This is a genomic window from Pseudomonas oryzihabitans (assembly GCF_006384975.1).
Classification (GTDB): domain Bacteria; phylum Pseudomonadota; class Gammaproteobacteria; order Pseudomonadales; family Pseudomonadaceae; genus Chryseomonas; species Chryseomonas psychrotolerans_B.
Genome location: NZ_CP021645.1, coordinates 3,584,100 through 3,608,099, shown reverse-complemented (window position 1 = coordinate 3,608,099; position 24,000 = coordinate 3,584,100). Strand labels below are relative to the sequence as shown.

The following is a 24,000-nucleotide window of genomic DNA, read 5'->3' as shown; positions in this document are numbered from 1 at the left end:
TAAGCCTGTCTTATCCGAAGCATCAGTCTGGCTGACCTTTACCGCGTTATATCTCCTGTCGATCATGGGACCCATAAGTCAACTTGATCCGGCAGGAGACCTCCGTGCAACAGCCGAATATCCTCTTCCTCATGGCCGACCAGATGGCGGCGCCCATCCTGCCGCTGTACGACGCCGACTCGCCGATCAAGCTGCCGCATCTGCAGCGCCTGGCCGCAGGCGCCGTGGTCTTCGATTCGGCCTATTGCAATAGCCCGCTGTGCGCCCCCTCGCGCTTCACCCTGGTGAGCGGCCAGCTGCCGTCGAAGATCGGCGCCTATGACAACGCCGCCGATTTCGCTGCCGACATCCCCACCTACGCCCACCACCTGCGCCGGCTCGGCTATCGCACGGCGCTGTCGGGCAAGATGCACTTCTGCGGCCCGGATCAGCTGCACGGCTACGAGGAACGCCTGACCAGCGACATCTATCCGGCCGACTATGGCTGGGCGGTGAACTGGGACGAACCGGAGGTACGGCCGAGCTGGTACCACAACATGTCCTCGGTGCTGCAGGCCGGTCCCTGCGTGCGCACCAACCAGCTGGACTTCGACGAAGAGGTGGTCTTCAAGGCGCGCCAGTATCTTTATGATCATGTGCGCCGGGGGGATGCCAAGCCCTTCTGCCTGACCGTCTCCCTGACCCATCCCCACGATCCCTACACCATTCCCCGGGAGTACTGGGATCTCTACGACGAGGTCGACATCCCCCTGCCGGACGACGCCATCCCCCAGGCCGAGCAGGACCCCCACAGCCAGCGCCTGCTCAAGGTGATCGATCTCTGGGACAAGCCGCTGCCCGAGGCCAAGATCCGTGACGCCCGCCAGGCCTACTATGGCGCCTGCAGCTATGTCGACGCCCAGGTCGGGCTGTTGCTCAAGACCCTGGAGGAGTGCGGTCTCGCCGAGGATACCGTGATCGTCTTCTCCGGCGACCACGGCGACATGCTCGGCGAGCGGGGGCTCTGGTACAAGATGCACTGGTTCGAGATGGCCGCCCGGGTGCCGCTGCTGATCCATGCTCCGGCCCGCTTCGCCCCGGCGCGAGTGCAGGCCTCGGTGTCGACGATGGATCTGCTGCCCACCCTGGTCGAGCTGGCCGGCGGCTCCTTGCCCGCCGAGCTGCCGCTGGATGGCCGCTCGCTGCTGCCGCACCTGCAGGGCCAGGGCGGGCACGACGAGGTCATCGGCGAGTACCTGGCCGAAGGCACCCTCAGCCCGCTGCTGATGATCCGTCGCGGTGCCTACAAGTACATCCATTGCGAACTGGACCCGCCACTGCTGTTCGACTTGGACAACGATCCGCTGGAGCGCGAGAACCTGGCCGGCAGTCCCGACTACGCCGAGTTGCTCGCCGCCTTCCAGGCGGAGGTGCGCCAGCGCTGGGACCTGGAGCGTCTGCACGGCGAGGTCCTGGCCAGCCAGCGGCGGCGGCGCTTCGTCGCCACGGCCCTGGCGCAGGGCGAGCGGACCAGCTGGGATCACCAGCCCTTCGTCGATGCCAGCCAGCAATACATGCGCAACCACATCGACCTCGACGACCTGGAGCGTCGTGCCCGCTACCCCCAACCCTGAAGCTCGAAGGAACACGGCCATGAAACAAGGAATCATCGCTACGCTCACGCTGGGCCTCGCCTTGGGTAGCCTGTCGGCCCGCGCCGAGGACCAGGCTTGCGCTACCGTTCGCCTGGCCGATCCGGGCTGGAGCGACATCGCCGCCACCAACGCCATCACCGGGGTACTGCTGCAGGCGCTCGGCTACACCAGCAAGGTCGATACCCTGGCCGTGCCCATCATCTTCGGTGGCATGCGCAATGGACAGGTGGATGCCTTCCTCGGCAACTGGATGCCGGCGCAACAAGGGTATTACGACCAGTTCGTGAAGACCGGCCAGGTGACCGAGCTGGCGCAGAATCTGTCCGGCACCGAATTCACCCTGGCGGTGCCCACCTATGTCTGGGAAAGCGGGGTGAAGACCTTCGCCGACCTGGCCAAGTATGGCGATCAGTTCGGCAAGAAGATCTACGGTATCGGCGCCGGCGCACCGGCCAACCAGTCGCTGCAAAAGATCATCGCCGGCAACGAATTCGGCCTCGGCGATTGGCAACTGGTGGAATCCAGCGAGCAGGCCATGCTGTCCCAGGTGGGCCGCGCGGTGAAGCGCGACAAGTGGGTGGTCTTCCTCGGCTGGACGCCGCATCCCATGAACGTCGACTACCCGATCAAGTACCTGAGCGGCGGCGAGCAGTACTTCGGCACCGCCGGCACGGTGAACACCCTGACGCGCAAGGGCTACGCCGAGCAGTGTCCCAATCCGGCCCGGCTGCTGGCGAATCTGAGGTTCACCCTGGACATGGAGAACGCCGTCATGAGCGCCGCGCGCGATCAGGGTGGCAGCTACGAGGCCGCGGCCAAGGCCTGGCTCAAGGCCCATCCGCAGGCCGTGGAGCCCTGGTTGCAAGGGGTGACCACCCGTGCTGGCCAGCCCGCCTTGCCGGCCATCCAGAAGGCGCTCTGATCCCTACCTGAGCCCGAGCCGACGGGCCAGGCGCGCGAGATTGGCGCGATCCAGGCCCAGGCTGGCGGCGGCCAGGGTCCAGCTCTGGCCGTGTTGCTCCAGGGCGAGGGTGATGGCCTGGCGCTGGAAGGCGTCGGTCGCATCCCTCAGGGTCGGGGCGGTAACCGGTTCTTCGAGGTTGGGCAGGAGTTCGCTGGCGAGCGGCAGGCCAAGCTGCTCGACGTCCAGGGTGAGGATGCCGCCGCGATCCCCGCTGTTGGCATGGGCCTTGAGCGCCGCCCGGCTGATGAGATGCGACAGTTCGCGCACGTTGCCCGGCCAGTCGTAGGCCAGCAGGGTCCGTTGCGCCATGGGCGTCAGCCGCAAGCCGCGCAAGCCCAGTCGCGCCCGATTCTGCTCCAGGTAGAAGCCGGCCAGTAGCAGGACATCGCGTCCACGCTCGCGCAGTGGCGGCACGGCCAGGGGATAGACGCTCAGGCGGTGATAGAGATCGGCGCGAAAGCGCCCGGCGCGGACCGCTTCGGCCAGGTCGCGATTGGTCGCGGCGATGATGCGCACGTCGACGGTGAGATCGCGATCCGTGCCCAGGCGCTGTAGGTGACCGCTCTGCAGCACACGCAACAGCTTGGCCTGGACGGTCAACGGCAACTCGCCGACCTCGTCGAGAAACAGGGTGCCGCCGTCGGCCAGTTCGAAGCGCCCGCGCCGCTCGCTGACCGCGCCGGAAAAGGCGCCGCGCACGTGGCCGAAGAGTTCGCTTTCCACCAGGGCTTCCGGCAGGGCCGCGCAATTGAGGCTGATCAGTGGTCGCTGCTGGCGCAGCGAACGGGCATGCACCGCCTCGGCCACCAGTTCCTTGCCGACCCCGGTCTCGCCGGTGATGAGCACCGTCAGGTCACTGGCCGCCACGGTCTCGATTTCCTGCCGCAAGCGTAGGCTGGCCTGGCTCTGGCCGATGAGCTCCCGGGGTCGCTGGTGACCCACGGACTGCTGGTAGGCGACGGTGAGCTCGTGCTCGCTGGCGATGCGGGCGGAGAGTTGGCGGATGCGCTCGGCCGCTGCCACGGTGGCTGCGGCCAGGCCGGCAAAGGCGGCGAGGGTGGTGAGATCCTGGGGCTGGGCGTTCTGCGCCTGGAGCGAATCCAGGGTCAGCAGGCCCCAGAGCTGGTCCTGTACATAGAGCGGACAGCCCAGGCAGTCGTGGACCTCCAGATGCCCCTGGACGCCTTCCACCAGGCCGTCATAGGGGTCGGGCAGGTCGCAATCGGCGGCGAAGCGGGTAGGGTGGCGACTCGCCAGCAAGAGTGCCAGGCGCGGATGCTCGCCGACCTTGAAACGCCGGCCCAAGGTATCGGCATTCAGGCCGCGTACCGCCAGTGGCACCAGTACCTCGCCTTCCAGGCGCAGCAGGGCCACCGCATCGAAGGGCAGCAGCTTGCGCAGTGCATCGAGTAGCGTGGCATAGCGCTGCTTGTCCGGCAGGTCGCGAGCCAGATCGGCGACCAGCGGGATCATCACTTCGAGCAGAGTGGGGATGGTCAATTTGACCTCTGAGAGTCATAAGGACTCGGTCATTATGACCTGTCTACGGGATAAAAGCCTGTATTGACGCGACTTTCCGCCTGGCATGACTCGTGAAATGGGCAAGTCAGTCCTGTTTGGAGATCCCTGCCATGCTGTCACATGACCAACGCGCCATCATCAAGGCCACCATCCCCTTGCTGGAAACGGGGGGCGAAGACCTGACCCGCCATTTCTACGACAAGCTGCTCGGCAACAATCCCCAGCTACGGCCCCTGTTCAATGCTGCCCATCAGGCCAGTGGTGCCCAGGCTCAGGCCCTGGCGCGGGCAGTTCTGCTGTATGCCCGGCACATCGACCGGCTGGATACCCTGGGGGCCTTGGTCGAGCAGATCGTCAACAAGCATGTGTCGCTGCAGGTCCAGGCGGACCACTATCCGCTGGTGGGTATCGCCTTGCTGCAGAGCATCCGCGAGGTACTGGGCGCCGACGTCGCCAACGACGCGGTGATCGATGCCTGGGCCGCGGCCTACGGGCAACTGGCCAACCTGCTGATCGACGCCGAAGAGCGCAAGTACCGCGACCAGGCCAACCTGGCCGGTGGCTGGCGCGGCGGGCGGCCGTTCCGTATCGCGCGGATCGAACCGGAAAGCGAGGAGATCAGCTCCTTTTACCTGGAGCCGGTGGATGGCCTGCCGACCAGCATCGCCCAGCCCGGCCAGTACCTGGGCTTGAGTGTGATCCTCGATGGCGTCGAGTACCGACGCAATTACTCGATCTCGGCCGCCAGCACCGGCCAGGGCTACCGAATCAGCGTCAAGCAGCAGCCGGGTGGCGTGGTATCGCGCTTCCTGCATACCGAGGCCCATGAGGGAGTCGTCTTGCACGTCTTCCCGCCCGCCGGTGAGTTCGTCCTGGAGGCCTCGACCAAACCGCTGCTGCTGATCGCCGGCGGCGTCGGCATCACGCCGTTGCTGCCCATGATCTCGGCCGCCATTCCCAGCGGGCGGCCGATCCAGCTCATCCACTGCACACGCCACGTGGGCGTGCAGGCCTTCGGTCAATGGCTCGAAGAGATGGCCGCGCATCATCCCCAGCTGCAGCTGTATTTCTGTTACAGCAAACCGGTAGGCGGCGAAGCCCTGGCTACGCGACTCGACCTGCTGCGCCTGAAACGCTGGCTGCCCAAGGATCGTGACCTGGACGCCTATGTCTTGGGGCCGCAGCCCTTCATGGCCCAGGTTCGCCGCGATCTGCTGGAATTGGGCGTACCGGAAAGACAAATCCGCCACGAGTTCTTCGGACCCGCAGCGGATTTGTCGTAGAGAGCCCGCTATCACGCGATAGCGGGTAAGGCGCTAGCGACGCTGGTAGACGATCTCTTTACTACCGCTCTGGCAACTGCCTACCACCTTGGCGGAGGACGAGGCACTGCCCTTGTCCACCACTTCCAGGCTGTAGTTCGCGACGTGCTTGGCCTGCAGCTTGGCATCGATATCCGCCTTGACCGTATCGCACGAAGCACCAGCAGCGAAGGCACCGCTGCTCAGAGCCAACAAACCGAGGGTGATCACGACTCTACGCATCTTGCCTGTCCTTATCGCGAGGGGAGAGTGAAGTCCCGAGTATCTACTCAGCTGGCTTCGATACGGAAGCCGATTTTCAGGGTGACCTGGTAGTGCGCCACCTTGGCATCCTGGATGTGGCCGCGGATCTCGCCCACCTCGAACCACTCGAGGTTCTTCACCGACTTGGCCGTCTCGGCGAGCGCATTGTTGATGGCATCCTCGATACTGGTAGTGGAGGAGCCAACGATTTCCAGCTTCTTGTAGGTGTGGTGATCGGACATGAACTGTCTCCTGAGTCAGCAATGACGGGCGTTGTGGCCCGAGGCCCACAACGCATTGACCGGTGTCGCGGTCGACTCGCCGGGAAGGGTGTCGCTGTCATTTGAGGCCGCGGAACGACCCGATAAGTTCACTGCCCAGGCTCTCGCGCGAGGCTTTGCTGCACTTTCCACGGCCTCGGTAGTCACATTTCCTGAATCCGTCCACCCAGGAGGTTGTCATGGCCCGTAATACCGATTACCAGGCGTCCATCGCCAGCATCGAGAACGAAATCAACAGCCTGCTCGACTCGTTGGCATCCCTGAAGAAAAGCGCCGCCCGCGAATCCCGCAGCGGTCTGAATTCCCTCAAGAGCACCGCTCGCGAAGCCCTGCACCATTCGGGTGATTCGCTGGAAGAGGTCTATGACGACGTGCGTCGACTGACCCGTCAGTACGGTCGTGCCGCCACCGGTGTGGCCCGCGAGCATCCCTGGGCCACCGTCGGCATCGCCGCCGGCGTGACCATCCTGGTCGGCTGGGCGCTACTGCGCGGCGACCACTGATGACCTGAGCGAAGGCATCCTGCGGGATGCCTTTTGCGCTCAGGACCCGGCCAGCTCCCGCCTGAGCCAGGCCGCCAAGCGTTCCACCCGTTCATCCGCCAGTCTTCCCGGCGCCCACAGCGCCAGCTCCGCCCCGGTCGCCGCGAAGCCCCAGGGTGCCACCAACCGCCCCGCCTTGAGATCCGCCGCCACCAATGGCTCCGGCGCGATCGCCACGCCCAGACCCGATAACGCCGCCTCCAGCAGATAGTAGAGGTGCTCGAAGCCCTGCCCGTATACCAACGCCGGCTCGTCCAGCCCCTGAGTGGCGAACCACTGCGGCCAGGCCTGGGGGCGCGACAGGGTATGCAGTAGCGGCTCCGCCAGCAGCGCCGACAGATCGCCGTCCTTGAGGCGCAGATAGGCCGGGCAATAGGGGCTCAGCACCGGGCCGATGCGCTCGGGCGCCAGGTGGTAGGGCGTGACGTCCTGCGCTGGCGCGGTCTCGGTGAACAGCAGGCTGGCATCCAGGCCGGCGGCGGCCATCGGGGTATCGTCGGTACGGGTCGACAGGTGCAGGCGCAGCTCGGGCAGATCGCGATTGAGGCGATCCAGGCGCGGGATGAACCAACGGGCGACGAGACTACCCGGGCAACCCAGTACGAAGGGCCCCTGGCGATTGCCGGCACGGAGTTCGGCGCACACTTCACGCAGTCGGCCGAAGGCGTCAGCGCTCACCTCGCGCAGTTTCAAGCCCGCCTCGGTCAGCGCCAGGCCACGGCCTTCGCGGCGAAACAGGGCCACGCCAAGTTGTTCCTCCAGCGCACGTATCTGCCGGCTCACCGCGCCATGGGTAACATGCAGCTCGTCGCCTGCGCGGCTCATGCCGCCCAGTCGTGCAGTGGCTTCGAAGGCGCGCAGGGCATTCAGCGGCGGTAGATCGTGGGGATCGCTCATCTGTGATTTTTCCTGACGGGTCAGTGCGATCTTATCGATTTATCACCGGCACTCAAGCAGGTAAGGTAGATCCATCTTCGCAGGAGAACCCCATGACCCAGACCGCTTATCGCCAGGGCCCCGACGCCCAGGGCATGTTCGGCCAGTTCGGTGGCCGCTATGTCGCCGAAACCCTGATGCCGCTGATCCTCGATCTGCAGCACGAATACGAAACCGCCATGCACGACCCGGCGTTTCTCGATCAGCTGGCCTATTTCCAGCGCGACTACGTTGGCCGGCCCAATCCGCTGTACTTCGCCGAGCGCCTGACCGAGCACTTCGGTGGCGCCAAGATCTATCTGAAGCGTGAAGAGCTGAACCACACCGGCGCGCACAAGATCAACAACTGCATCGGCCAGATCCTGCTGGCCAAGCGCATGGGCAAGACCCGCATCATCGCCGAGACCGGCGCCGGCATGCACGGCGTGGCCACCGCCACCGTCGCCGCGCGCTTCGGACTGCCCTGCGTCATCTACATGGGCAGCACCGACATCGACCGCCAGCAGGCCAACGTCTTCCGCATGAAGCTGCTGGGCGCCGAGGTGATCCCTGTCACCGCCGGCACCGGTACCCTCAAGGACGCCATGAACGAGGCCCTGCGCGACTGGGTGACCAATGTCGCCGACACCTTCTACCTGATCGGCACCGTGGCCGGTCCGCACCCCTATCCGGCCATGGTCCGTGACTTCCAGGCGGTGATCGGTCGCGAGACCCGCGCCCAGATCCTGGAAAAGGAAGGCCGTCTGCCCGACAGCCTGATCGCCTGCGTCGGCGGCGGCTCCAACGCCATGGGCCTGTTCCATGAATTCCTCGATGATCCCGAGGTGGCCATCGTCGGTGTCGAAGCCGGCGGTCACGGGGTGGACACCGACAAGCATGCCTCCAGCCTCAACGGCGGGATGCCCGGCGTATTGCACGGCAACCGCACCTTCCTGTTGCAGGACGACGACGGCCAGATCATCGACGCCCACTCGATTTCCGCCGGCCTGGACTATCCCGGCATCGGTCCGGAGCACGCCCACCTGCACGACGTGAAGCGCGTGGAATACGTGCCGATCAACGATGACGAGGCGCTCAAGGCCTTCCACCAGACCTGCCGTCTGGAAGGCATCATCCCGGCGCTGGAGTCCGCCCACGCCCTGGCCGAAGCCTACAAGCGCGCTCCGCACCTGCCCAAGGACCACCTGATGGTGATCTGCCTCTCGGGCCGCGGCGACAAGGACATGCAGACCGTGATGAGCCACCTGGGAGACGCCCTATGAGCCGCCTGGAAACCCGCTTCGCCGCGCTGAAGGCCGAGGGCCGTGCGGCTCTGGTCACCTACACCACCGCCGGCGACCCGGACTACGCCACCGCCCTGGCCATCCTCAAGGGCTTGCCGGCCGCCGGTGCCGACGTCATCGAGCTGGGCATGCCCTTCACCGACCCCATGGCCGACGGCCCGGCCATCCAGGCCGCTGCCCTACGGGCCCTGCAGGCTGGTCAGAACCTGGCCAAGACCCTGGAGATGGTGCGCGATTTCCGCCGCGACGAGCAGGGCACGCCGCTGGTGCTGATGGGTTACTACAACCCCATCCATCGCTATGGCGTGGAGCGCTTCCTGGCCGAAGCCGCCGAAGCGGGCGTGGATGGCCTGATCGTGGTCGACCTGCCGCCGGAGCACGACGCCGAGCTGGCGCTGCCGGCCCAGGCCGCTGGTATCGACTTCATCCGCCTGACCACCCCGACCACCGATGACGCCCGCCTGCCGCGGGTGCTCAACACCAGCTCCGGCTTCGTCTACTACGTGTCCGTTGCCGGGGTGACCGGTGCCGGCTCGGCTACCACCGAGCACGTCGAAGCCGCGGTAGCGCGCCTGCGCCGCTTCACCGATCTGCCGCTGGCGGTAGGCTTTGGCATCCGTACCCCGGAGCAGGCTCGCGTCATCGCCCGGCTGGCCGACGGCGTGGTAGTGGGCTCGGCCTTCGTCGACCAGATCGCCAAGGCTGAATCCAGCGGCGCCGCCATCGATGGCGTCCTGGGCCTCTGCCGGCAACTGTCGGAGAGCGTGCGTACCGCGCGTTGATCCCAGGCCGTTACGAAAAAGACCGCTTCGGCGGTCTTTTTTATGTCTGTCGTTTTTCCGGCCTGTGCATAAGCCTGTGGGCAGTCTGTTCGTCGCTGCTGCAAAGCCGCGTGTCAGAAGGTTTTTATCGCTTCAGGGCTTGTTGATCGATTGCAGATGAACGTTCGGCGTCGAAGCAAACCTGGGTGAGCGCTATTGCTCCTCATGCAAAGGCTGTGGATAAGCCTTGGGCAAGTTGTCAGCAACGGGAAAGACCTTCGGCCGGCCTTGATTGTACAAAAAATGAACGATCTAACCGCAGGGCTGCTAGGGGATAAATCACCAGGGGTTCGCTGGGTTTTCCCACATCTACTGTGTGCGTGCTTGTGGAAAAGATGTGGGACTCGGCTGCACAGCCAGAGTTACCAAGGCTTGCAGAGGATCGTACAAAAAATGATCAGTTGCCGTCGACGGGTTTTCCACAACTCACAATCCACCTGCATAGGGCTGTGGATAGCTTGTTCGCTCAGTGCTGAAACCTAGATACGGCGCGGCTTGTAGAGAATCGATCAAATTTTGATCGATATTTGCCGGGTTTTTCGAGTCAAGCTTTTTTTCCTCTCCGCCCAGAGAGTTATCCACGCCAGTTCAGAATCTTGCCGATGTTCGAACGCTAAAGCGGCTGTGGATAACTCTGTTGATTTTCTGTTCGGAAGGCTGTGTATGGGCTTCGTGCCTAGCGCAACGTCACCTTTTGCCGCGATCCTTCCGCGGGGAGTACGAAGGCGCATTCCTCGAAGGTCGCCATGCGCATGCGCAGCGGTGGATTGTTGCTGTAGCCGTATTGCTCGGTTGGCATGCCGATGAAGTTGGTATCCAGCTTCTGGTTGTCGTTGCTGTCATGGATCACCGACACGGCATAGCGCCCGGGCGGCAGCTCGAAGCGATAGTCCTGGGCACCGGGCTGAGCGGCGAGATGGGCCTGGGCCAGCGGCGTCTTGTGTTCTTTCCAGGCCTCTTCGCTGGCGAATACCGCCAGCAGTAGCTGGCCGCCGGTGTCATCGACCGTCTCCACCCGCACCTGCAACTCGGCCGCCTGCACCAGACCGCTCACACAGAGACCGCACACCAGCAACAGAGGCTTCATAGGCATTCCTTCAGGAGGGGGAAGACGCCAGCCGCAGCAGATCGGCCGGTCGTTCGAAGAAGAGATCGGGACGCTGCTCGCGCAGCGTGGCGGCACACCCATAGCCCCAGGCCACGGCCGCGCAGTCCAGGCCGGCACGGCGGGCCGCCTGCAAGTCGCGCAACTCGTCACCGACGTAGAGCGACTCGGCGGGCGGGATACCCTGGCGTCTCAGCAAGCGCGACAGGCGTCGTGCCTTGCCGAGCAGGGAGATGTCGAATTCGCCATCGCTGAACAGGTGCCAGGCGTCCGGCAGCACCTGGCGCACGCTGGTGGCGGAATTGGAGGTCGCCAGGCCCAGTTGCAATCCCGCGGCCCTGAGCCGTGCGAGCGCACTTGGTATCCCGGTGAAGGGGGCGACCGTAGTGCCCCGTTGCGCCATCAGCCGCCGATAGTGACGGGCGATCCGGGGCACCTGCCACAGCGGAATGCGCAGGCTCTCCAGCAGTCCGGCCAGGGAGGCGGCGCGTAGCTGCGGCCACTCGTCGGGGCTCGGCTCGCGAAAGCCATGGGTCCGCGCCAGCTCGCCGAGACAGCTCAGCAAGAAGGGCAGGCTGTCCGCCAGGGTGCCGTCGAAATCGAAGATGACGTAGCGGTAGCTCATGCGAGGGAGACGCGGCCAGCGAAGGCGCCAGCGTAGCGGGCGCCTTCAGGTTTTGCCACCGCGTCCAGGGCAGGGACCGGCGTCCCTGCCGGACAGATCACACGCGGAAGCGGCGAATCTGGCCGTTGAGCTCCACCGCCAACTCGGAGAGCTGCTGGCTGGCGGCGCGGGTCTGCTCGGCACCCGCGGCGGTCTGGACCGAGAGGTCGCGGATGCGCACCAGGTTGCGGTCGACTTCGCGGGCCACCTGGGCCTGCTCTTCGGCGGCGCTGGCGATCACCAGGTTGCGCTCGTCGATCCCCGCCACCGACTGGGCGATGGCAGCCAGGGCGGCATTGGCCGACTGCGCCTGCTCGCGGGTCTGGCGCGCCTGGTCGGCACTGGTCAGCAAGGCGTCGACGGTCTGGCCGGTACCCTGCTGTATGCTGCCGATCATGCCTTCGATCTCGCGGGTGGACTCCCCGGTGCGATGGGCCAGGGCGCGCACCTCGTCGGCCACCACGGCGAAGCCACGCCCGGCATCACCCGCCCGGGCGGCTTCGATGGCGGCGTTGAGCGCCAGCAGGTTGGTCTGCTCGGCGACCGCGCGGATCACGTCGAGCACCTGGCTGATGTTGCGGGTCTGCTCGGCCAGCTGGCGGGCCTGTTCGCTGGCGCCCAGGACGTTTTCGGTCAGCACCTCGATGGCGCCCAGAGTATCGCCCAGCTGGCGCTGCCCCTGGCGCGCGGTATCGGCGGCCAGGCGCGATTCGGAGGAGGTGGAGGTGGCGTTGCCGGCCACCTCGTCCACCGCCTGGCTCATCTCGGTGACGGCGGTGGCCGCCATCTCGATCTCGCTGTTCTGCTGCTGCAGGCCGGTAGCGCTTTCTTGCATGACCGCGGTCATTTCCTCGGCGGCCGACGCCAGTTGGGTGGCGGAGTGCCCCAGGTGGCCCAGGGTATCGCGCAGGTTGGTCTGCATCTGCTGCATGGCCTGCAGCAGTTGGGCGGCTTCGTCGCGACCCTGGGTATCCAGGGCCTGGGTCAGGTCGCCACTGGCGATGGTCTTGGCGGCGGTGACGGCCTCGGCGATGGGGCGGGTCATGCTCAGGGTCAGGCGCCAGGCCAGCAGCAGGGTCAGGCCCAAGGCCAGGGCAATGACGATCCAGGTGATGGAGGTGGCCTCGGCATAGGTGTCACCGGAGCGCTGGGAGGCCGCCTTGATGTCTGCCTGGTTGATCTTGCGCAGGGCTTCGGTGCGCTCGTTCATCTGGGCGCCGAGCTGGGCCATGTTGCTCTGGATCAGGCTACGCGCCTCGTCCAGCCGGCCGGCACCGATGAGGTCGGCGAGCTGGCCGATGTAGCGTCCATAGTCGCGGTGGATCTGCTGCAGCGCCGCGAAGGCCTGCCGCTCCTGGTCGGTGGTGAGCAGGCGCTGGTAACGGGCGAAGCCGGCCTCGACGTCGGCGCTGATGCCGTCGATCTTCTTGCGCGTGGCGGCGACGGTAGCGGCATCCGGGATCGCCAGCAGCCGCAATACCTCGACCCGAGTACGGGCCAGTTGCAGGGCGAGGTTATCGGCTTCGACGATGCTGGGAACGTTATTGGTTTCGATCACCTGGCCCTGGGTGCGGATCTGCGAGAGTTGCAGTAATCCGAACAGGCCCAGGCTGGCCACGAGAATGGCCAGCAGACCGAAACACAGCAAACTGCGGATGGCGATGGAGAAGGAACGAAAAGTCACGGCGGCAGCCCCGATGGAAATGGAGGCCTCCTGTAACGGCTAGGGCCGCCATGACTTAATGTCCAATCGTCTTAAATATGACTAATGGGCTGCTGTCACCGTGCTGCTAGCGCGGCCTGGTAGCCAGCCCAGAGCGCTCGACCGGCGCTCAGAACTGGAAGCGTCGCACCTGACCGCTGAGGGTCGTCGCCAGGTCGGCCAGTTGCTGGCTGGCTCCACGGGTCTGCTCGGCGCCCGCGGCGGTCTGTACCGAGAGGTCGCGGATACGTACCAGGTTGCGATCCACCTCGCGGGCCACCTGGGCCTGCTGCTCGGCGGCGCTGGCGATCAACAGGTTGCGCTCGTCGATGCCGGATACCGACCCGGCGATGGCGGCGAGGCCGGCGTTGGCCGCCTGGGCCTGCTCCCGGGTCTGACGTGCCTGATCGGCGCTAGTCAGCAAGGCATCCACGGTCTGGCCGGTACCCTGTTGGATGCTGCCGATCATCCTTTCGATCTCACGGGTCGAGTCCCCGGTGCGCTGGGCCAGTGCGCGTACCTCGTCGGCTACCACAGCGAAGCCACGACCCGCCGTACCGGCACGGGCGGCCTCGATGGCGGCGTTGAGTGCCAGCAGATTGGTCTGCTCGGCGACCGAGCGGATCACGTCCAATACCTGGCTGATATCGCGGGTCTGGGTTTCCAGGTCGCGGGCCTGGCTGCTAGCACCCAGGACCTGTTCAGTGAGCGCCTCGATGGCACCCAGGGTGTCGCCCAACTGGCGTTGTCCCTGGACCGCCGTCTGCGCGGCCTGGCGCGATTCGGTGGATGTGGAACCGGCATTCCCTGCGACTTCCTCGATCGCCTGGCTCATCTCGGTGACGGCGGTGGCCGCCATCTCGATTTCGCTGTTCTGCTGCTGCAGGCCCTGGGCGCTTTCCTGCATCACCGCAGTCATTTCTTCGGCGGCGGAGGCCAGTTGGCTGGCCGAATCGCCGATATGACCGAGGGTCTCGCGCAACTGGCTCTGCATCTGCTGCATGGCCTGCAGCAACTGGGCGGCTTCGTCATGGCCACGGCTGTCGAGTGGCTGGGTCAGGTCGCCCGTGGCGATGGTGCGTGCCGCCACCACGGCCTGGGCGATCGGGCCGGCAATGCTGCGGGTCAGGCGCCAGGCGAGCAGGGCGGTGAGCGCCAGCGCCAGCAGAATCGCCAGCCAGGTCACCGTGATGGAACGCGCATAGGTGGTATCCGCCTCGTTACTGGCGGTACGGATATCCTGCCGGACGACGTTGCGCAGCGTGTCGATACCGGCATTCATCTGGCCGCCCAGCTGCGCCATGCTCTGCTGGACCACCTGGCGCGCTTCGATGAGCTGACCGGCGCTGGCCAGGGTGGCCAGTTGCTGCACGCCCCGCATGTATTGCTGCTGCACCTGACGCAGATCGCTCAGCGCCTGGCGGCTCTGCGGCGACAGTACCCCTTGCTGATAGTGCTCGAAGATGGCCTGAACATCGGTGTTTAGCCCATCCAGCTTCTTGCGGGTGCTGGCCAGGGTCTCGGCATCGGGCATGGCCAGCAGGCGCAGCGTCTCGATGCGGGTCCGCGCCAGCAGCATGCTCAAATCATTGGCTTCGATGAGGGTGGGGATATGGCGCTGCTCCACCTGGTGCCCCAACTCGCGAATCTGCGCCAATTGATACCAGCCGAACAGGCCAAGGGTCGAGACGAGCATCGCGAGGATGCCAAAACACAGCAGATTACGGATAGCGATGGAAAATGAACGTAAAGTCATGATGGCCTGTAAAGAAGAAAACTTCTAGATTGTGAACAGGGTCGCAACTTTATGTGATGTTTTGGATAAAAGGCTGTGGAATAGGGTGCGTCAAAAAACCGCACCTCAAAAAAGACGGTTATCTGACAGGCCCATGGAGCCCTTGCAGCTCCATGGGCAGGGGAAGAATCGCTGTCGTCAGTCGCCGCTGACCTGGCGCAGGTGCGCCGCCGGGACCTCTTCACCGAGGTTATTGAGCAGGCGCTCGCTGTACCAATCGATGAAGTTGATGACGCCGAACTCATAGGTCTTGGAGTACGGACCCGGCTGGTAGGCCTTGGAATTGATGCCGCGCTGGTTTTCCTCGGCCAGGCGACGGTCCTGGTCGTTGGTGGCGTCCCAGACCTTGCGCAGGTTGACCGGGTCGTAGTCGACGCCTTCCACGGCATCCTTGTGCACCAGCCACTTGGTGGTCACCACGGTTTCGGTCGGACCCAGCGGCCACACGGTGAAGACGATCATGTGATCGCCCATGCAGTGGTTCCAGGAGTGCGGCAGGTGCAGGATGCGCATGGAGCCGAGGTCCGGATCGGTGATGCGGCCCATGAGCTTCTGGCAGCCCTGCTTGCCGTCCATGGTCATGGACACGGTGCCGGCGAGCAGCGGCATGCGCACGATGCGGTTGCGCAGGCCGAAGCTGGCATGGGCATAGGGAATCTTGTCGGCGTCCCAGCGGGTGGTGCAGGCGGCGACTTGGTCCTTGAAGGCCTGGGAAGCGCGCGGATCGGTGACGTCGTCCCATTCCAGCAGGGTGTTCAGCAATTCGGGGTGGGAGCCGCTGCAGTGATAGCACTCGCGGTTGTTCTCCAGTACCAGCTTCCAGTTGGCCTGCTCGACCAGATCGGTGCGCACCGCGACCTTGGTGTTCTCCATGTCGTACGGCTCCATGTAGTGCTCGAGCGTACGCAGGAAGTCGTCGATGGCGGGCGGCTCATCGGCGAGGGAGATGAAGATGTAGCCACCGGCGGTCTTCACGTGGATCGGCTTGAGGTTGTAGTCGGCCATGTTGAAGTCGGCGCCCATCTCGGTGCCGGCGAACAGCAGGCGGCCGTCCAGTTCGTAGGTCCACTGGTGGTAGGGGCAGACCAGCTTGGCGACCTTGCCCTTGTCGCTCACGCACAGGCGCGAACCGCGGTGGCGGCAGACGTTGTGGAAGGCGTGGATCTTGCCCTCGGTACCGCGCACCACCAGGATGGGGTTGTCCCCGAGTTGCAGGGTGATGAAGTTGCCCTTGGCCGGGATCTCGCAGGTCATGCCGGCGATCAGCCATTCCTTGCCGAAGATCTCCTGCATGTCGATCTTGAACAGGCGCTCGTCGTTGTAGAACGGCTGGGGCAGGGAATGGGTGCGCTCGCGGGTGCGCAGCATTTCGGCCGTGGCCTTGCGGGCCGGCTCGAGAGGGTCGCCCAAACTCAGGGTGCTGACGTCCATCGTACATCCTCGTGGCCACCCGGCGGGTGGCGAAAAGTGGTTGGTCACGGTATTGCAAGGCTTGTTGGCCGACGGGGCGGGGCCGCCGAATGACCCTGAGGTTTGCCCGTCGTGCGCTGTTTCGGGTTCGGCTTGGGGCGGAGTGTGGGGCCGGAGCCGGGAGTGTGCCTTGTTCATGGGCGACATGGCCAACGCTGTTCACGACGCGCCAGCCCTTGTCATTGCTGGGCCGGTCGCCATCGGCATGTGGATGTCGCGATTGGGAAAGTGACGGTCGGATGGCGCTTCCAGAATCGCCGCCATTAGGCCCGAGCGGCAGTCGAGGTGCGCCATGAATACCTTCATCAACCCCGTAACCACCCAGACCTGGACCAATGGCCGGCACCCCGTGCGCTGCGTCAAGGTCATCCAGGAAACCTGGGATGTGCGCACCTTCTGCTTCACCGCGGAAATCCCGCTGATGTACTTCTTCAAGCCGGGTCAGTTCGTGACCCTGGAATTGGAGATCGGCGGTAAGCAGGTGATGCGTTCCTACACCATTTCCAGCTCGCCTTCGGTGCCCTATAGCTTCTCCATCACGGTCAAGCGCGTGCCGGGTGGCCAGGTGTCCAACTGGCTGCACGACAACATGAAGGTCGGCGCCACCCTGGCCGTACATGGCCCGGTGGGGCTGTTCAACGCCATCGACTTCCCGGCCGACAAGGTGCTCTATCTCTCCGGCGGCGTGGGTATCACCCCGGTGATGTCCATGGCGCGCTGGTTCTACGACACCAACGCCAACGTCGACATGGTCTTCGTGCACAGCGCCCGCACCCCGCGCGACATCATCTACCGGCACGAGCTGGAGCACATGGCGTCGCGGATCGACAACTTCGTGCTCAATATGGTGTGCGAGCGCACCGAGCATGGCGAATCCTGGGCCGGTTTCCGGGGCTACTTCGACCGCCGCATGCTGGAGCTGATGGCGCCGGACTTCCGCGAGCGCGAGATCTTCTGTTGCGGTCCCACGCCCTACATGAATGCGGTCAAGACCATGCTCCGCGAGCTGGGCTTCGACATGGCCCGCTACCACGAGGAATCCTTCGGCGCGACGCCGCCGGAAGCCAAGGTGGAGGCGGCGGAACAGGCCGAGGCCGCGGCGGATCTGCCACCGATCCCGCTGGAAGCCCAGTGCCTGATCTCCTTCACCGAGAGCGGCAAGAGCGTCAGCATCGGTCCCGGCGAGACCATCCACGGCGCGGCGGCCAAGCTCGGCCTGCACATTCCCAAGGCCTGCGGCATGGGTATCTGCGGCACCTGCAAGGTGCTCAAGAAGAGCGGCGAGGTGGTCATGGACCACAACGGCGGCATCACCGAGGAAGACGAAGCCGAAGGCTACATCCTGTCCTGCTGTAGCATCCCGCAAGGGGACGTGCAGATCGAGTTCTGAGGATCGAAGCCCAACAGCCCAACATTGACCTCGGCATCGTTGGGCTTCGCTACTAGGAATTACCTTTGTAAACGCCGAAGCTTCAGGCTGGTGCTCCGTCCCCGTCAGTGAGGCCGAGGCGTAGGTGTCGTTGCGGGGGTTGCGAGGCAGGACGCCGAGCAAGGCGCGAGGGGCAGGAGGCCCCTTCGTGCCGTGCCCCCGCAACGGCACCGGAACGAGGGAACCCGGAGCGAAGCGGAGGGCCGAAACGTGGGGACAGCGTTTTTGGTTACTTTTGCCGCGACTGGCAAAAGTGACTCGCCCGAGGGGGCGAAACAAAAGGCATCAGCAAAACTCGATAAGTATCCAGGGCACCTACACCGAGGTACAGAGTTGAAGCCCAGTCCCGTTGGGCTTCGCTGCGCTCAACCCAACCTACGCCCCATCTACCTCGCGCCGCGCTAGACGATCCGCGTCGGCAATCTCAGGGTAATGATCACTTCGCCCTCGCCGTTGGCGAAGCGCGCCTCGCCACCGAAGCTTTCGCTGAGTGCCTTGACGATGGGCAGCCCCAGGCCCCAGCCGCGCTTCTCGCTGCGGGTGGAGATGAAATAGGGCGTCGCCAGGTTGGCCAGGACATCGTCCGGAAACTGGCCACGATTGCGCAATTCCAGCACCACAGCATCTTCGGCCAGGCTCTGGCGCACCTGGATCTCGGTGCCGGCCTGGCCGTGCTTGGCGGCATTCAGTACCAAATTGTCGAAGATGCGCAGGAAGGCATAACGGTCCCACACCACGTCCAGCTCCGGGGTCTCCATGAGCAACTCCAGGCGATTGGCGAACTGCAGGCGCAGGTTGGCCGCGGCATCCTCGAGCAGGGCGCCCAGCTGGAGCGGATCGCCGCTCAGGCGCACGCCGCCGCCGAGGCTCATATGGGTGATGTCGAGCACGTCGGTGATCATCTGGTTCATGCGCTGCAGGTTGTCGTGCAGGGTCTGCAAGAGGTCGTCGGTACGCCGCGCGGGGTTACGCTGCATCAGATTGACCACCATGGTCGCGGCGGTGAGCGGCGAGCGCAGGTCGTGGTTGAGCGATCTCATGAAGCGCTCGAGCATGACCTTTTCCGCCTGCAGATTCTCGCTGCGGGCGATGGCCGAATTGCGCTGCTGCTCCATGCGCCCGACCCGCGAGCTGGCCTTGAGCAGGGCGCCGACGGTGGCCAGCACCTCTTCCGGATTGATCGGGTGGGTCAGGTAGGCCTGGGCGCCGGTGTTGAAACCCTGTGCCTTGTCCCTGCCGGAGACGAAGGTGGCCGAGATGTTGATGATCGCCGGCAGCCGTCCCCAGCCACGCTTGAGTTCGATGGCCTGGATCAGCTCGAAACCGGTGGTGTCTGGCAGGTTGACGTCGATAATCACCAGCTCGACGTCATCGTCGATCAACAGCAGTCCACTGGCACCGCTGGCCGCTTCGAGCACCTCGTACTGGGGCTGGGTCGCCAGGATCTTGCGCAAGACGTAGCGGTTGGCCTCGGTGTCGTCGATGATGACGATACGGTGCACCGGGCTAGTCATCGGACAGACTCCGCGCCAGGGCGCACACCGCGGCGAGCAGCCGTTCGGCGTGATCGGGAGCCTGCTTGGAGAGGATGGCGTAACTGTAGTCCTGCAGCCGTTTGCGGCTGGTCTCGTCGAGCGGCTGGGCGGTGTTGATCAGCACGCGGCGGTGCATGCTCCAGTCCATGCTGGCCAGCAGGTCCTCACCGTTGATATCGGGCAGGTCGAGATCGAGGATGATGATATCGGGGCGTACCGCGTTGAGCCGATCCAGGCTGCTGCGGGCGCTATCGGCTTCCAGCAGCACGGGATTCAGGCATTCGAGGGTGCGGCGGACCAGGTAGCGATCGCCTTCGTTGTCCTCGATCACCAGCACGGTGAGGCCGCTGAGGTCCAGCTCCTGGGTGGCGCCTGTGGAGGTTGAATAGCGGCGGGGCAGACGCAGGGTGAAGCGGCTACCGCGACCGACTTCGCTGTCGAGCGTCAGTTCGCCCTTGAGCAGCACGGTCAGGCGCTGCGCCAGGGGCAGGCCCAGCCCCGTGCCTTCGATGTGGGTCAGGTGGGGCGAGCGGATGCGTTCGAATTCCTCGAAGATCTTCTGCTGATCTTCCGTGGCGATGCCGATGCCGCTGTCTTCCACCAGGAATTCCAGGCTGTCGTCGTCGGGCTGGAACACCTGGATGCGTACTCGCCCCTGCGGGGTGTACTTGAAGGCATTGGAGATCAGGTTGCGCAGTACCTGGAACAGCCGGCTCTCGTCGGTTTCCAGCAGCACCTCGGCGGGTGCCGGGGCGATGGTGAAGCTGACCTGCGGATAGCGGGGCGCCAGGGCCGTGGCGAACTGGGTGAGTCGCTCGACGAAGGGGCCCAGGTAGAAAGGCTGGGGCACGATGGTCAGGCGACCGGATTGCACTTCCGCCAGCGCCAGCAGTTCGCTGACCAGATTGGCCAGTTCCAGCGCCGCATCGCTGATGAAGCGCACCTGGCGCTGCTGTTCGGTATTGAGCGCCCCATCCACGCCGCTGGCGAGCAGCTTGGCGACGTTCTCGATGATATTGATCGGGGTGCGGAACTCATGGGTCATGTTGGAGAAGAAGCGGGTCTTGGCTTCGCTCGCCTCCTTGAGTTCCTGGGTCGCCTTCTCCAGCTCCGAGTAGAGCGCCACCACGCCCTGGTTGGTGTTTTCCAGTTCCTTGTTGGTGGCTTCCAACTCCGACTGCCGCAGGTGCAATTCGGTATTGGTGAACAGCAGCTCTTCGCTTTGCAGGCGGATCTGCTGGTAGGGATCGGGTGGTGTGGCGCCCTGCAGTTCGCGGGTCAGGTCAGCGAGCACGGCCGGATCGGGAAAGGGCCGCGGCGCCTGGTACTTGCTGGCGGTAATCCGGGTGCCAGCGGGGGAGGTCTGGATGTCGAAGTCGTCGAACAGCCGCTGCGCACCGCGCAGGCCGATGCCCATGCCGGTGCTGGAGCGATAACTGCCCGCCTGGATGGCCTCCATCTCGGCGATACCCGGACCCTGGTCGATGGCGCGCAATTGCAGGCCGCGCAGCAGTTGGCCCTGGCCGGTGAGCAGGGTGAATTCGCAGCGTCCACTGCCGGCATACTGATAGATGTTGCGCGCCAGTTCCGACACGGCTGTGGCCAGGCGAATCTGTTCGAGCACCGGCCAGTCCAGCGCGGCGGCGAGCCGCTTGGCCGTCTGGCGGCACTGCACGACGTCCTGTTCGCTGCGGATGGCAAGAGTCAGCAGGGGCAGGGCATCAGACATGCTTGAGTACCAGAACGGTGGCATCGTCGTTAGGACGACGGAAATCACGATGTAGCAGGGCCGCGATCAGTGCCGGATGGCGCGCGCCGAGTCCGGATTGTTCACCAAGGCCTACCTTGGAGGTTAGACCATCGGAGTTCAGCACCAGCAGGGTGCCCGGCGTCCAGGGGTAGGTGAAGGTCTGGATCCGGCCGATGCGGTAGCCCAGGGTGCCGTTGTTGGACACCAGGCTGCGAGCCGTGTTGCCGAGCAGGCGCCCGGCGATATTGCCGATGCCGCAAAAGCTCACCTGCCCCTGGTCGGCATCCAGCTCGGCCAGGGCCAGGGCGGCGCCCCGGGTTTCCATCAGCGCCTGGTGCAGGTTTTCCATCAGGCGTTGCAGTGGCAGGTGCACGCCGTGGCGCAGGAACAGCTCACGGGCGCGGCGACTGGCCAAGGCGGCCTGCTGGCCGTGGCCGAGTCCATCGCACACCAGCAGACGCCGCCCGGAGACCGCCCAGCTGTCGCCACAGACCTGTTCGCCGGGATAGGGGGTGCAGAGGGCGCCGTGCTGCAGGCGGGTGTTGGGCGCGCCGGCCAGATGGAAACGCGCCAGCACCCCGGTGCCCTGGCCCGGCCGTGAATGGATGTCGAAGACATCGGACTGGCGGCGGATCGCCCCCAGACCGGCGCCCAGGGTCGCCGCCGTGCTGTAGTGATCGGTCAGGCAACGGGCGACATCGGCCATGCCGGGGCCGTTATCCACCGCCACCACGTCCAGGACACCATCGTCGCCCAGGGTGGCCAGGAGTTCGCCGTGGCCGGCATGGCGCACCAGGTTGTAGCCCAGCTCCTGGGCGACGATGGTCAGCCGGCCCAACAGGGTTTCATCCGTGGTGATGCCGCTGGCCAGGCGCACCAGCGCTCGCCGCGCCGCATCGACGTGAGCGGTGCTGGTCACCGGTAGCACCAAACTGCCCGGCTGGCCGTTCAGCGCCACTTCCACAGCTCCACGGTGGTGCCCTGGCCGGGCTGGCTGTCGATATGGAAGTCGTCCACCAGACGGCGCGAGCCGGACAGCCCCAACCCCAGGCCCTTGCCCGAGGTATAGCCGTCGACCATGGCGCGTTCGAGATCGGCGATGCCCGGCCCCTGGTCACGGATCACCAGGCGGATCGCCGGCTTGCCGGCCCGCACCGTTTCCTCGATCAGGCACTCGCCACCGAGACCATAGACCAGGCCGTTGCGGGCGATCTCGCTGGCGGCGGTGACGATCTTGGTCTGGGAAATCAGGCCCAGGCGAATGGCTTCGGCGACTTTGCGCACCTGCTGACGGATCAGCACGATGTCAGTCTCCTGGCGGAGGGGAAGCGTCTGTGACTTCGGCACCCTCTGACTCCTCCAGCGATTCGTCGTCGGCGACCATGGCTTCGAGCCGGCGCATGCCCTTTTCCATGTTCAGCGCCGTGGCGATGCCCTCCAGCGACAGCCCCAGCTCCACCAGGGTGATGGCCACCGCCGGCTGCATGCCGACCACGATGACCTTGGCATCGAGGATGCGCGAGACCTGGGCGATATGGGACAGCATCCGGCCAATGAAGGAATCGACGATCTCCAGTGCCGAGATGTCGATGAGCACGCCCTTGGCCTTGTGGCGGATGATCTGCTCGGTGAGGTCTTCCTGCAGGTCCAGCGCCAACTGGTCGTGCATGTCGACCTGGATGCTCAGCAGCAGGAAGGGGCCCAGCTTGAGGATCGGGATCTTGTCGATCATGCCGCCATCCTCAGCGCGTGGCCGGGGCAGCGAGACGCACGCCCTGCTGTTTGAGGGCCAGGCGGAAGGCATCGGCCAGGGACGCCTTGGTGATGACGTCGCCGAGTTCCACGCCCAGGTGGACGATGGTGGCGGCGATTTGCGGGCGAATACCGCTGATGATGCACTGGGCGCCCATCAGGCGGGCGGCGGTCACCGTCTTGAGCAGGTGCTGGGCGACCATGGTGTCCACCGTGGGCACGCCGGTGATGTCGATGATGGCGATGTCCGACTCGGTCTGGACGATCTTCTCCAGCAGCGATTCCATCACCACCTGGGTGCGGTTGCTGTCCAGCGAGCCGATCAGGGGGATGGCGAGGATGCCGTCCCACAGTTCCACCACCGGGGTGGACAATTCCAGCATGCTTTCCTGTTGCTCGCGGATCACCGTCTCGCGGCCGCTGACGTAGCTTTCCACGCTGTACAGCCCGAGGGCGTCGATCAGTTGGGTGGCGGCCCAGATCTCGGCCAGCGGATCGTCGCACTCGTTCTGGATCAGGCGGAACAGCGGCTCCTTGAGCGAGAAGACGAAGGTCGCCGTCTGCGAAGGCGTCAGGCCCGCGCGGCTCTGGTCGAAGGAGAAACGCTCCAGCAACGAGCGCACCGGCTGCCAGTGCGACTCTCGCAGATCGCTGCCGCCCTGGGCCGCGGCCACGGTGATACGCCGCAGCAATTCGGCGGAATTGGCCAGGATGGTGGTTTCGTCGAGCAGATCGACGCGCATGCCGGCAGCGCGCTGAGCGCCTATCCAGGCGTCGAGCAACGCCTGCTCGTGAGTGCGCAGCAGCTCGACCAAAGCGGTACTGTACATGGGTATTCCTAGGTGACGGAGCAGGCGGTGGGGGATGACCCGCCTGACGGGGAGAGGGAAGGCAGGATGCGGCTAGCTCATACGGCATGACCGGGCGGGGTGCCCGGTCGGCGCAGGATCACATGTCCATCTTTTCCTTGGTGATCTTGCCCGTCTTGGCATCGGCGTGGAAGTCGTACTTCATACCATCTTTCTTTACGCCTTCACCTTCCCACTGACCGTCGTCGGCTTCGATCTTGGTCACCGAGGTGTAGCCCTGCTCCATGAGCTTGGTCTTGACGTCGTTCATCGGCATCCAGTCGGCACCGGGCTGGTCGGCCAGCGCGGCGGTGCTGGCCAGGACGGAACAGGCGAACAGGGAAGCGAGCAGTTTGGATTTCATCGCGAAACCTCGGCGTGGTGGTTTGTCTACCTTTGACCA

At 65.0% G+C, this 24,000-nt stretch carries 23 protein-coding genes; 7 read left to right on the top strand and 16 right to left on the bottom strand.

The features are described 5' to 3' along the window. Window positions 1-104 precede the first annotated feature (104 nt). Window positions 105-1,613: a choline-sulfatase gene (gene betC / locus CCZ28_RS16245; protein WP_140219622.1), complete on the top strand. Its 1,509-nt coding sequence runs from the start codon at window positions 105-107 to the stop codon at window positions 1,611-1,613. Window positions 1,614-1,632: 19 nt separating this feature from the next. Continuing rightward, on the top strand, window positions 1,633-2,556 hold the full coding sequence (choX, locus tag CCZ28_RS16240; protein WP_140219620.1) for a choline ABC transporter substrate-binding protein: 924 nt from the start codon (window positions 1,633-1,635) through the stop codon (window positions 2,554-2,556). Between the two features lie 3 nt (window positions 2,557-2,559). On the opposite strand, the gene norR is transcribed toward choX, so the two are convergent. Then, on the bottom strand, window positions 2,560-4,098 hold the full coding sequence (gene norR / locus CCZ28_RS16235; protein WP_140219618.1) for a nitric oxide reductase transcriptional regulator NorR: 1,539 nt from the start codon (window positions 4,096-4,098) through the stop codon (window positions 2,560-2,562). A gap of 131 nt (window positions 4,099-4,229) precedes the next feature. Between norR and hmpA the strand changes: the two genes are divergently transcribed. Next, complete coding sequence (hmpA, locus tag CCZ28_RS16230) at window positions 4,230-5,402, top strand: NO-inducible flavohemoprotein (protein ID WP_140219616.1); 1,173 nt, start codon at window positions 4,230-4,232, stop codon at window positions 5,400-5,402. Between the two features lie 33 nt (window positions 5,403-5,435). On the opposite strand, the gene CCZ28_RS16225 is transcribed toward hmpA, so the two are convergent. Together CCZ28_RS16225 and CCZ28_RS16220 are read right to left on the bottom strand one after the other, a co-directional pair. Further along, the gene (locus CCZ28_RS16225) at window positions 5,436-5,663 is read right to left on the bottom strand and encodes a DUF1161 domain-containing protein (protein ID WP_058767023.1); all 228 of its coding nucleotides are present in this window, start codon (window positions 5,661-5,663) and stop codon (window positions 5,436-5,438) included. A gap of 47 nt (window positions 5,664-5,710) precedes the next feature. Beyond that, window positions 5,711-5,926: a dodecin gene (locus CCZ28_RS16220; protein WP_058762505.1), complete on the bottom strand. Its 216-nt coding sequence runs from the start codon at window positions 5,924-5,926 to the stop codon at window positions 5,711-5,713. Between the two features lie 218 nt (window positions 5,927-6,144). Between CCZ28_RS16220 and CCZ28_RS16215 the strand changes: the two genes are divergently transcribed. Then, window positions 6,145-6,468, top strand: coding sequence for a DUF883 family protein (locus CCZ28_RS16215; RefSeq protein WP_058762504.1), 324 nt, complete (start codon window positions 6,145-6,147; stop codon window positions 6,466-6,468). Window positions 6,469-6,507: 39 nt separating this feature from the next. Here CCZ28_RS16215 and CCZ28_RS16210 read toward each other — a convergent pair whose 3' ends face one another. Continuing rightward, window positions 6,508-7,404, bottom strand: a complete 897-nt coding sequence (locus tag CCZ28_RS16210; protein WP_140219614.1) for a LysR family transcriptional regulator — start codon at window positions 7,402-7,404, stop codon at window positions 6,508-6,510. A gap of 92 nt (window positions 7,405-7,496) precedes the next feature. Between CCZ28_RS16210 and trpB the strand changes: the two genes are divergently transcribed. Next, window positions 7,497-8,705 carry a tryptophan synthase subunit beta gene (trpB, locus tag CCZ28_RS16205; protein ID WP_140219612.1) on the top strand — a complete coding sequence of 403 codons (1,209 nt, stop codon included), beginning with the start codon at window positions 7,497-7,499 and terminating at the stop codon, window positions 8,703-8,705. Next, window positions 8,702-9,508 carry a tryptophan synthase subunit alpha gene (trpA, locus tag CCZ28_RS16200; RefSeq protein ID WP_140219610.1) on the top strand — a complete coding sequence of 269 codons (807 nt, stop codon included), beginning with the start codon at window positions 8,702-8,704 and terminating at the stop codon, window positions 9,506-9,508. Before trpB ends, trpA begins: the two co-directional genes overlap by 4 nt. 715 nt (window positions 9,509-10,223) lie before the next feature. Here the strand turns inward: trpA and CCZ28_RS16195 are convergent. The 5 genes from CCZ28_RS16195 to gbcA all read right to left on the bottom strand — a co-directional run bounded on the left by CCZ28_RS16195 (window position 10,224) and on the right by gbcA (window position 16,244). After that, window positions 10,224-10,634 (bottom strand): DUF2141 domain-containing protein, encoded by a 411-nt coding sequence (locus CCZ28_RS16195; protein ID WP_140219608.1) that lies wholly within the window; start codon window positions 10,632-10,634, stop codon window positions 10,224-10,226. Window positions 10,635-10,644: 10 nt separating this feature from the next. After that, the gene (locus CCZ28_RS16190) at window positions 10,645-11,277 is read right to left on the bottom strand and encodes an HAD hydrolase-like protein (RefSeq protein WP_140219606.1); all 633 of its coding nucleotides are present in this window, start codon (window positions 11,275-11,277) and stop codon (window positions 10,645-10,647) included. A 97-nt stretch (window positions 11,278-11,374) separates the two neighbouring features. Continuing rightward, the gene (locus CCZ28_RS16185) at window positions 11,375-13,000 is read right to left on the bottom strand and encodes a methyl-accepting chemotaxis protein (protein WP_140219604.1); all 1,626 of its coding nucleotides are present in this window, start codon (window positions 12,998-13,000) and stop codon (window positions 11,375-11,377) included. Between the two features lie 148 nt (window positions 13,001-13,148). After that, on the bottom strand, window positions 13,149-14,774 hold the full coding sequence (locus CCZ28_RS16180; protein ID WP_140219602.1) for a methyl-accepting chemotaxis protein: 1,626 nt from the start codon (window positions 14,772-14,774) through the stop codon (window positions 13,149-13,151). A 177-nt stretch (window positions 14,775-14,951) separates the two neighbouring features. Further along, window positions 14,952-16,244 (bottom strand): glycine-betaine demethylase subunit GbcA, encoded by a 1,293-nt coding sequence (gene gbcA, locus CCZ28_RS16175; RefSeq protein ID WP_140219600.1) that lies wholly within the window; start codon window positions 16,242-16,244, stop codon window positions 14,952-14,954. Window positions 16,245-16,575: 331 nt separating this feature from the next. Between gbcA and CCZ28_RS16170 the strand changes: the two genes are divergently transcribed. After that, window positions 16,576-17,673, top strand: coding sequence for a hybrid-cluster NAD(P)-dependent oxidoreductase (locus CCZ28_RS16170; protein ID WP_140219598.1), 1,098 nt, complete (start codon window positions 16,576-16,578; stop codon window positions 17,671-17,673). A 440-nt stretch (window positions 17,674-18,113) separates the two neighbouring features. Here the strand turns inward: CCZ28_RS16170 and CCZ28_RS16165 are convergent, their stop codons facing one another. The 7 genes from CCZ28_RS16165 to CCZ28_RS16135 all read right to left on the bottom strand — a co-directional run bounded on the left by CCZ28_RS16165 (window position 18,114) and on the right by CCZ28_RS16135 (window position 23,961). Further along, window positions 18,114-19,226, bottom strand: a complete 1,113-nt coding sequence (locus CCZ28_RS16165; protein WP_140219596.1) for a hybrid sensor histidine kinase/response regulator — start codon at window positions 19,224-19,226, stop codon at window positions 18,114-18,116. After that, window positions 19,219-20,976 carry an ATP-binding protein gene (locus tag CCZ28_RS16160; protein WP_140219594.1) on the bottom strand — a complete coding sequence of 586 codons (1,758 nt, stop codon included), beginning with the start codon at window positions 20,974-20,976 and terminating at the stop codon, window positions 19,219-19,221. The genes CCZ28_RS16165 and CCZ28_RS16160 overlap by 8 nt, the downstream gene beginning before the upstream one ends. Then, window positions 20,969-21,955, bottom strand: a complete 987-nt coding sequence (locus CCZ28_RS16155) for a SpoIIE family protein phosphatase (protein WP_240795171.1) — start codon at window positions 21,953-21,955, stop codon at window positions 20,969-20,971. Before CCZ28_RS16155 ends, CCZ28_RS16160 begins: the two co-directional genes overlap by 8 nt. Beyond that, window positions 21,946-22,299 carry an ATP-binding protein gene (locus tag CCZ28_RS16150; RefSeq protein WP_058761816.1) on the bottom strand — a complete coding sequence of 118 codons (354 nt, stop codon included), beginning with the start codon at window positions 22,297-22,299 and terminating at the stop codon, window positions 21,946-21,948. Before CCZ28_RS16150 ends, CCZ28_RS16155 begins: the two co-directional genes overlap by 10 nt. A 4-nt stretch (window positions 22,300-22,303) precedes the next feature. Further along, window positions 22,304-22,726: an STAS domain-containing protein gene (locus tag CCZ28_RS16145; protein WP_140221374.1), complete on the bottom strand. Its 423-nt coding sequence runs from the start codon at window positions 22,724-22,726 to the stop codon at window positions 22,304-22,306. Window positions 22,727-22,739: 13 nt separating this feature from the next. Continuing rightward, window positions 22,740-23,579, bottom strand: coding sequence for an STAS domain-containing protein (locus tag CCZ28_RS16140; protein WP_140219592.1), 840 nt, complete (start codon window positions 23,577-23,579; stop codon window positions 22,740-22,742). A 118-nt stretch (window positions 23,580-23,697) separates the two neighbouring features. Then, window positions 23,698-23,961 carry a PepSY domain-containing protein gene (locus tag CCZ28_RS16135; protein ID WP_140219590.1) on the bottom strand — a complete coding sequence of 88 codons (264 nt, stop codon included), beginning with the start codon at window positions 23,959-23,961 and terminating at the stop codon, window positions 23,698-23,700. Window positions 23,962-24,000 lie beyond the last annotated feature (39 nt).

Excerpts from the sequence above, each read along its gene's own strand:
- CCZ28_RS16180 (WP_140219602.1), bottom strand. The coding sequence starts at position 14,774 with ATGACTTTACGTTCATTTTCCATCGCTATCCGTAATCTGCTGTGTTTT.
- CCZ28_RS16170 (WP_140219598.1), top strand. The coding sequence starts at position 16,576 with ATGAATACCTTCATCAACCCCGTAACCACCCAGACCTGGACCAATGGC.
- CCZ28_RS16140 (WP_140219592.1), bottom strand. The coding sequence starts at position 23,579 with ATGTACAGTACCGCTTTGGTCGAGCTGCTGCGCACTCACGAGCAGGCG.
- CCZ28_RS16165 (WP_140219596.1), bottom strand. The coding sequence starts at position 19,226 with ATGACTAGCCCGGTGCACCGTATCGTCATCATCGACGACACCGAGGCC.
- trpA (WP_140219610.1), top strand. The coding sequence starts at position 8,702 with ATGAGCCGCCTGGAAACCCGCTTCGCCGCGCTGAAGGCCGAGGGCCGT.
- trpB (WP_140219612.1), top strand. The coding sequence starts at position 7,497 with ATGACCCAGACCGCTTATCGCCAGGGCCCCGACGCCCAGGGCATGTTC.
- CCZ28_RS16190 (WP_140219606.1), bottom strand. The coding sequence starts at position 11,277 with ATGAGCTACCGCTACGTCATCTTCGATTTCGACGGCACCCTGGCGGAC.
- CCZ28_RS16210 (WP_140219614.1), bottom strand. The coding sequence starts at position 7,404 with ATGAGCGATCCCCACGATCTACCGCCGCTGAATGCCCTGCGCGCCTTC.
- CCZ28_RS16195 (WP_140219608.1), bottom strand. The coding sequence starts at position 10,634 with ATGAAGCCTCTGTTGCTGGTGTGCGGTCTCTGTGTGAGCGGTCTGGTG.
- choX (WP_140219620.1), top strand. The coding sequence starts at position 1,633 with ATGAAACAAGGAATCATCGCTACGCTCACGCTGGGCCTCGCCTTGGGT.
- CCZ28_RS16135 (WP_140219590.1), bottom strand. The coding sequence starts at position 23,961 with ATGAAATCCAAACTGCTCGCTTCCCTGTTCGCCTGTTCCGTCCTGGCC.
- CCZ28_RS16225 (WP_058767023.1), bottom strand. The coding sequence starts at position 5,663 with ATGCGTAGAGTCGTGATCACCCTCGGTTTGTTGGCTCTGAGCAGCGGT.
- CCZ28_RS16215 (WP_058762504.1), top strand. The coding sequence starts at position 6,145 with ATGGCCCGTAATACCGATTACCAGGCGTCCATCGCCAGCATCGAGAAC.
- CCZ28_RS16220 (WP_058762505.1), bottom strand. The coding sequence starts at position 5,926 with ATGTCCGATCACCACACCTACAAGAAGCTGGAAATCGTTGGCTCCTCC.
- CCZ28_RS16160 (WP_140219594.1), bottom strand. The coding sequence starts at position 20,976 with ATGTCTGATGCCCTGCCCCTGCTGACTCTTGCCATCCGCAGCGAACAG.
- gbcA (WP_140219600.1), bottom strand. The coding sequence starts at position 16,244 with ATGGACGTCAGCACCCTGAGTTTGGGCGACCCTCTCGAGCCGGCCCGC.
- hmpA (WP_140219616.1), top strand. The coding sequence starts at position 4,230 with ATGCTGTCACATGACCAACGCGCCATCATCAAGGCCACCATCCCCTTG.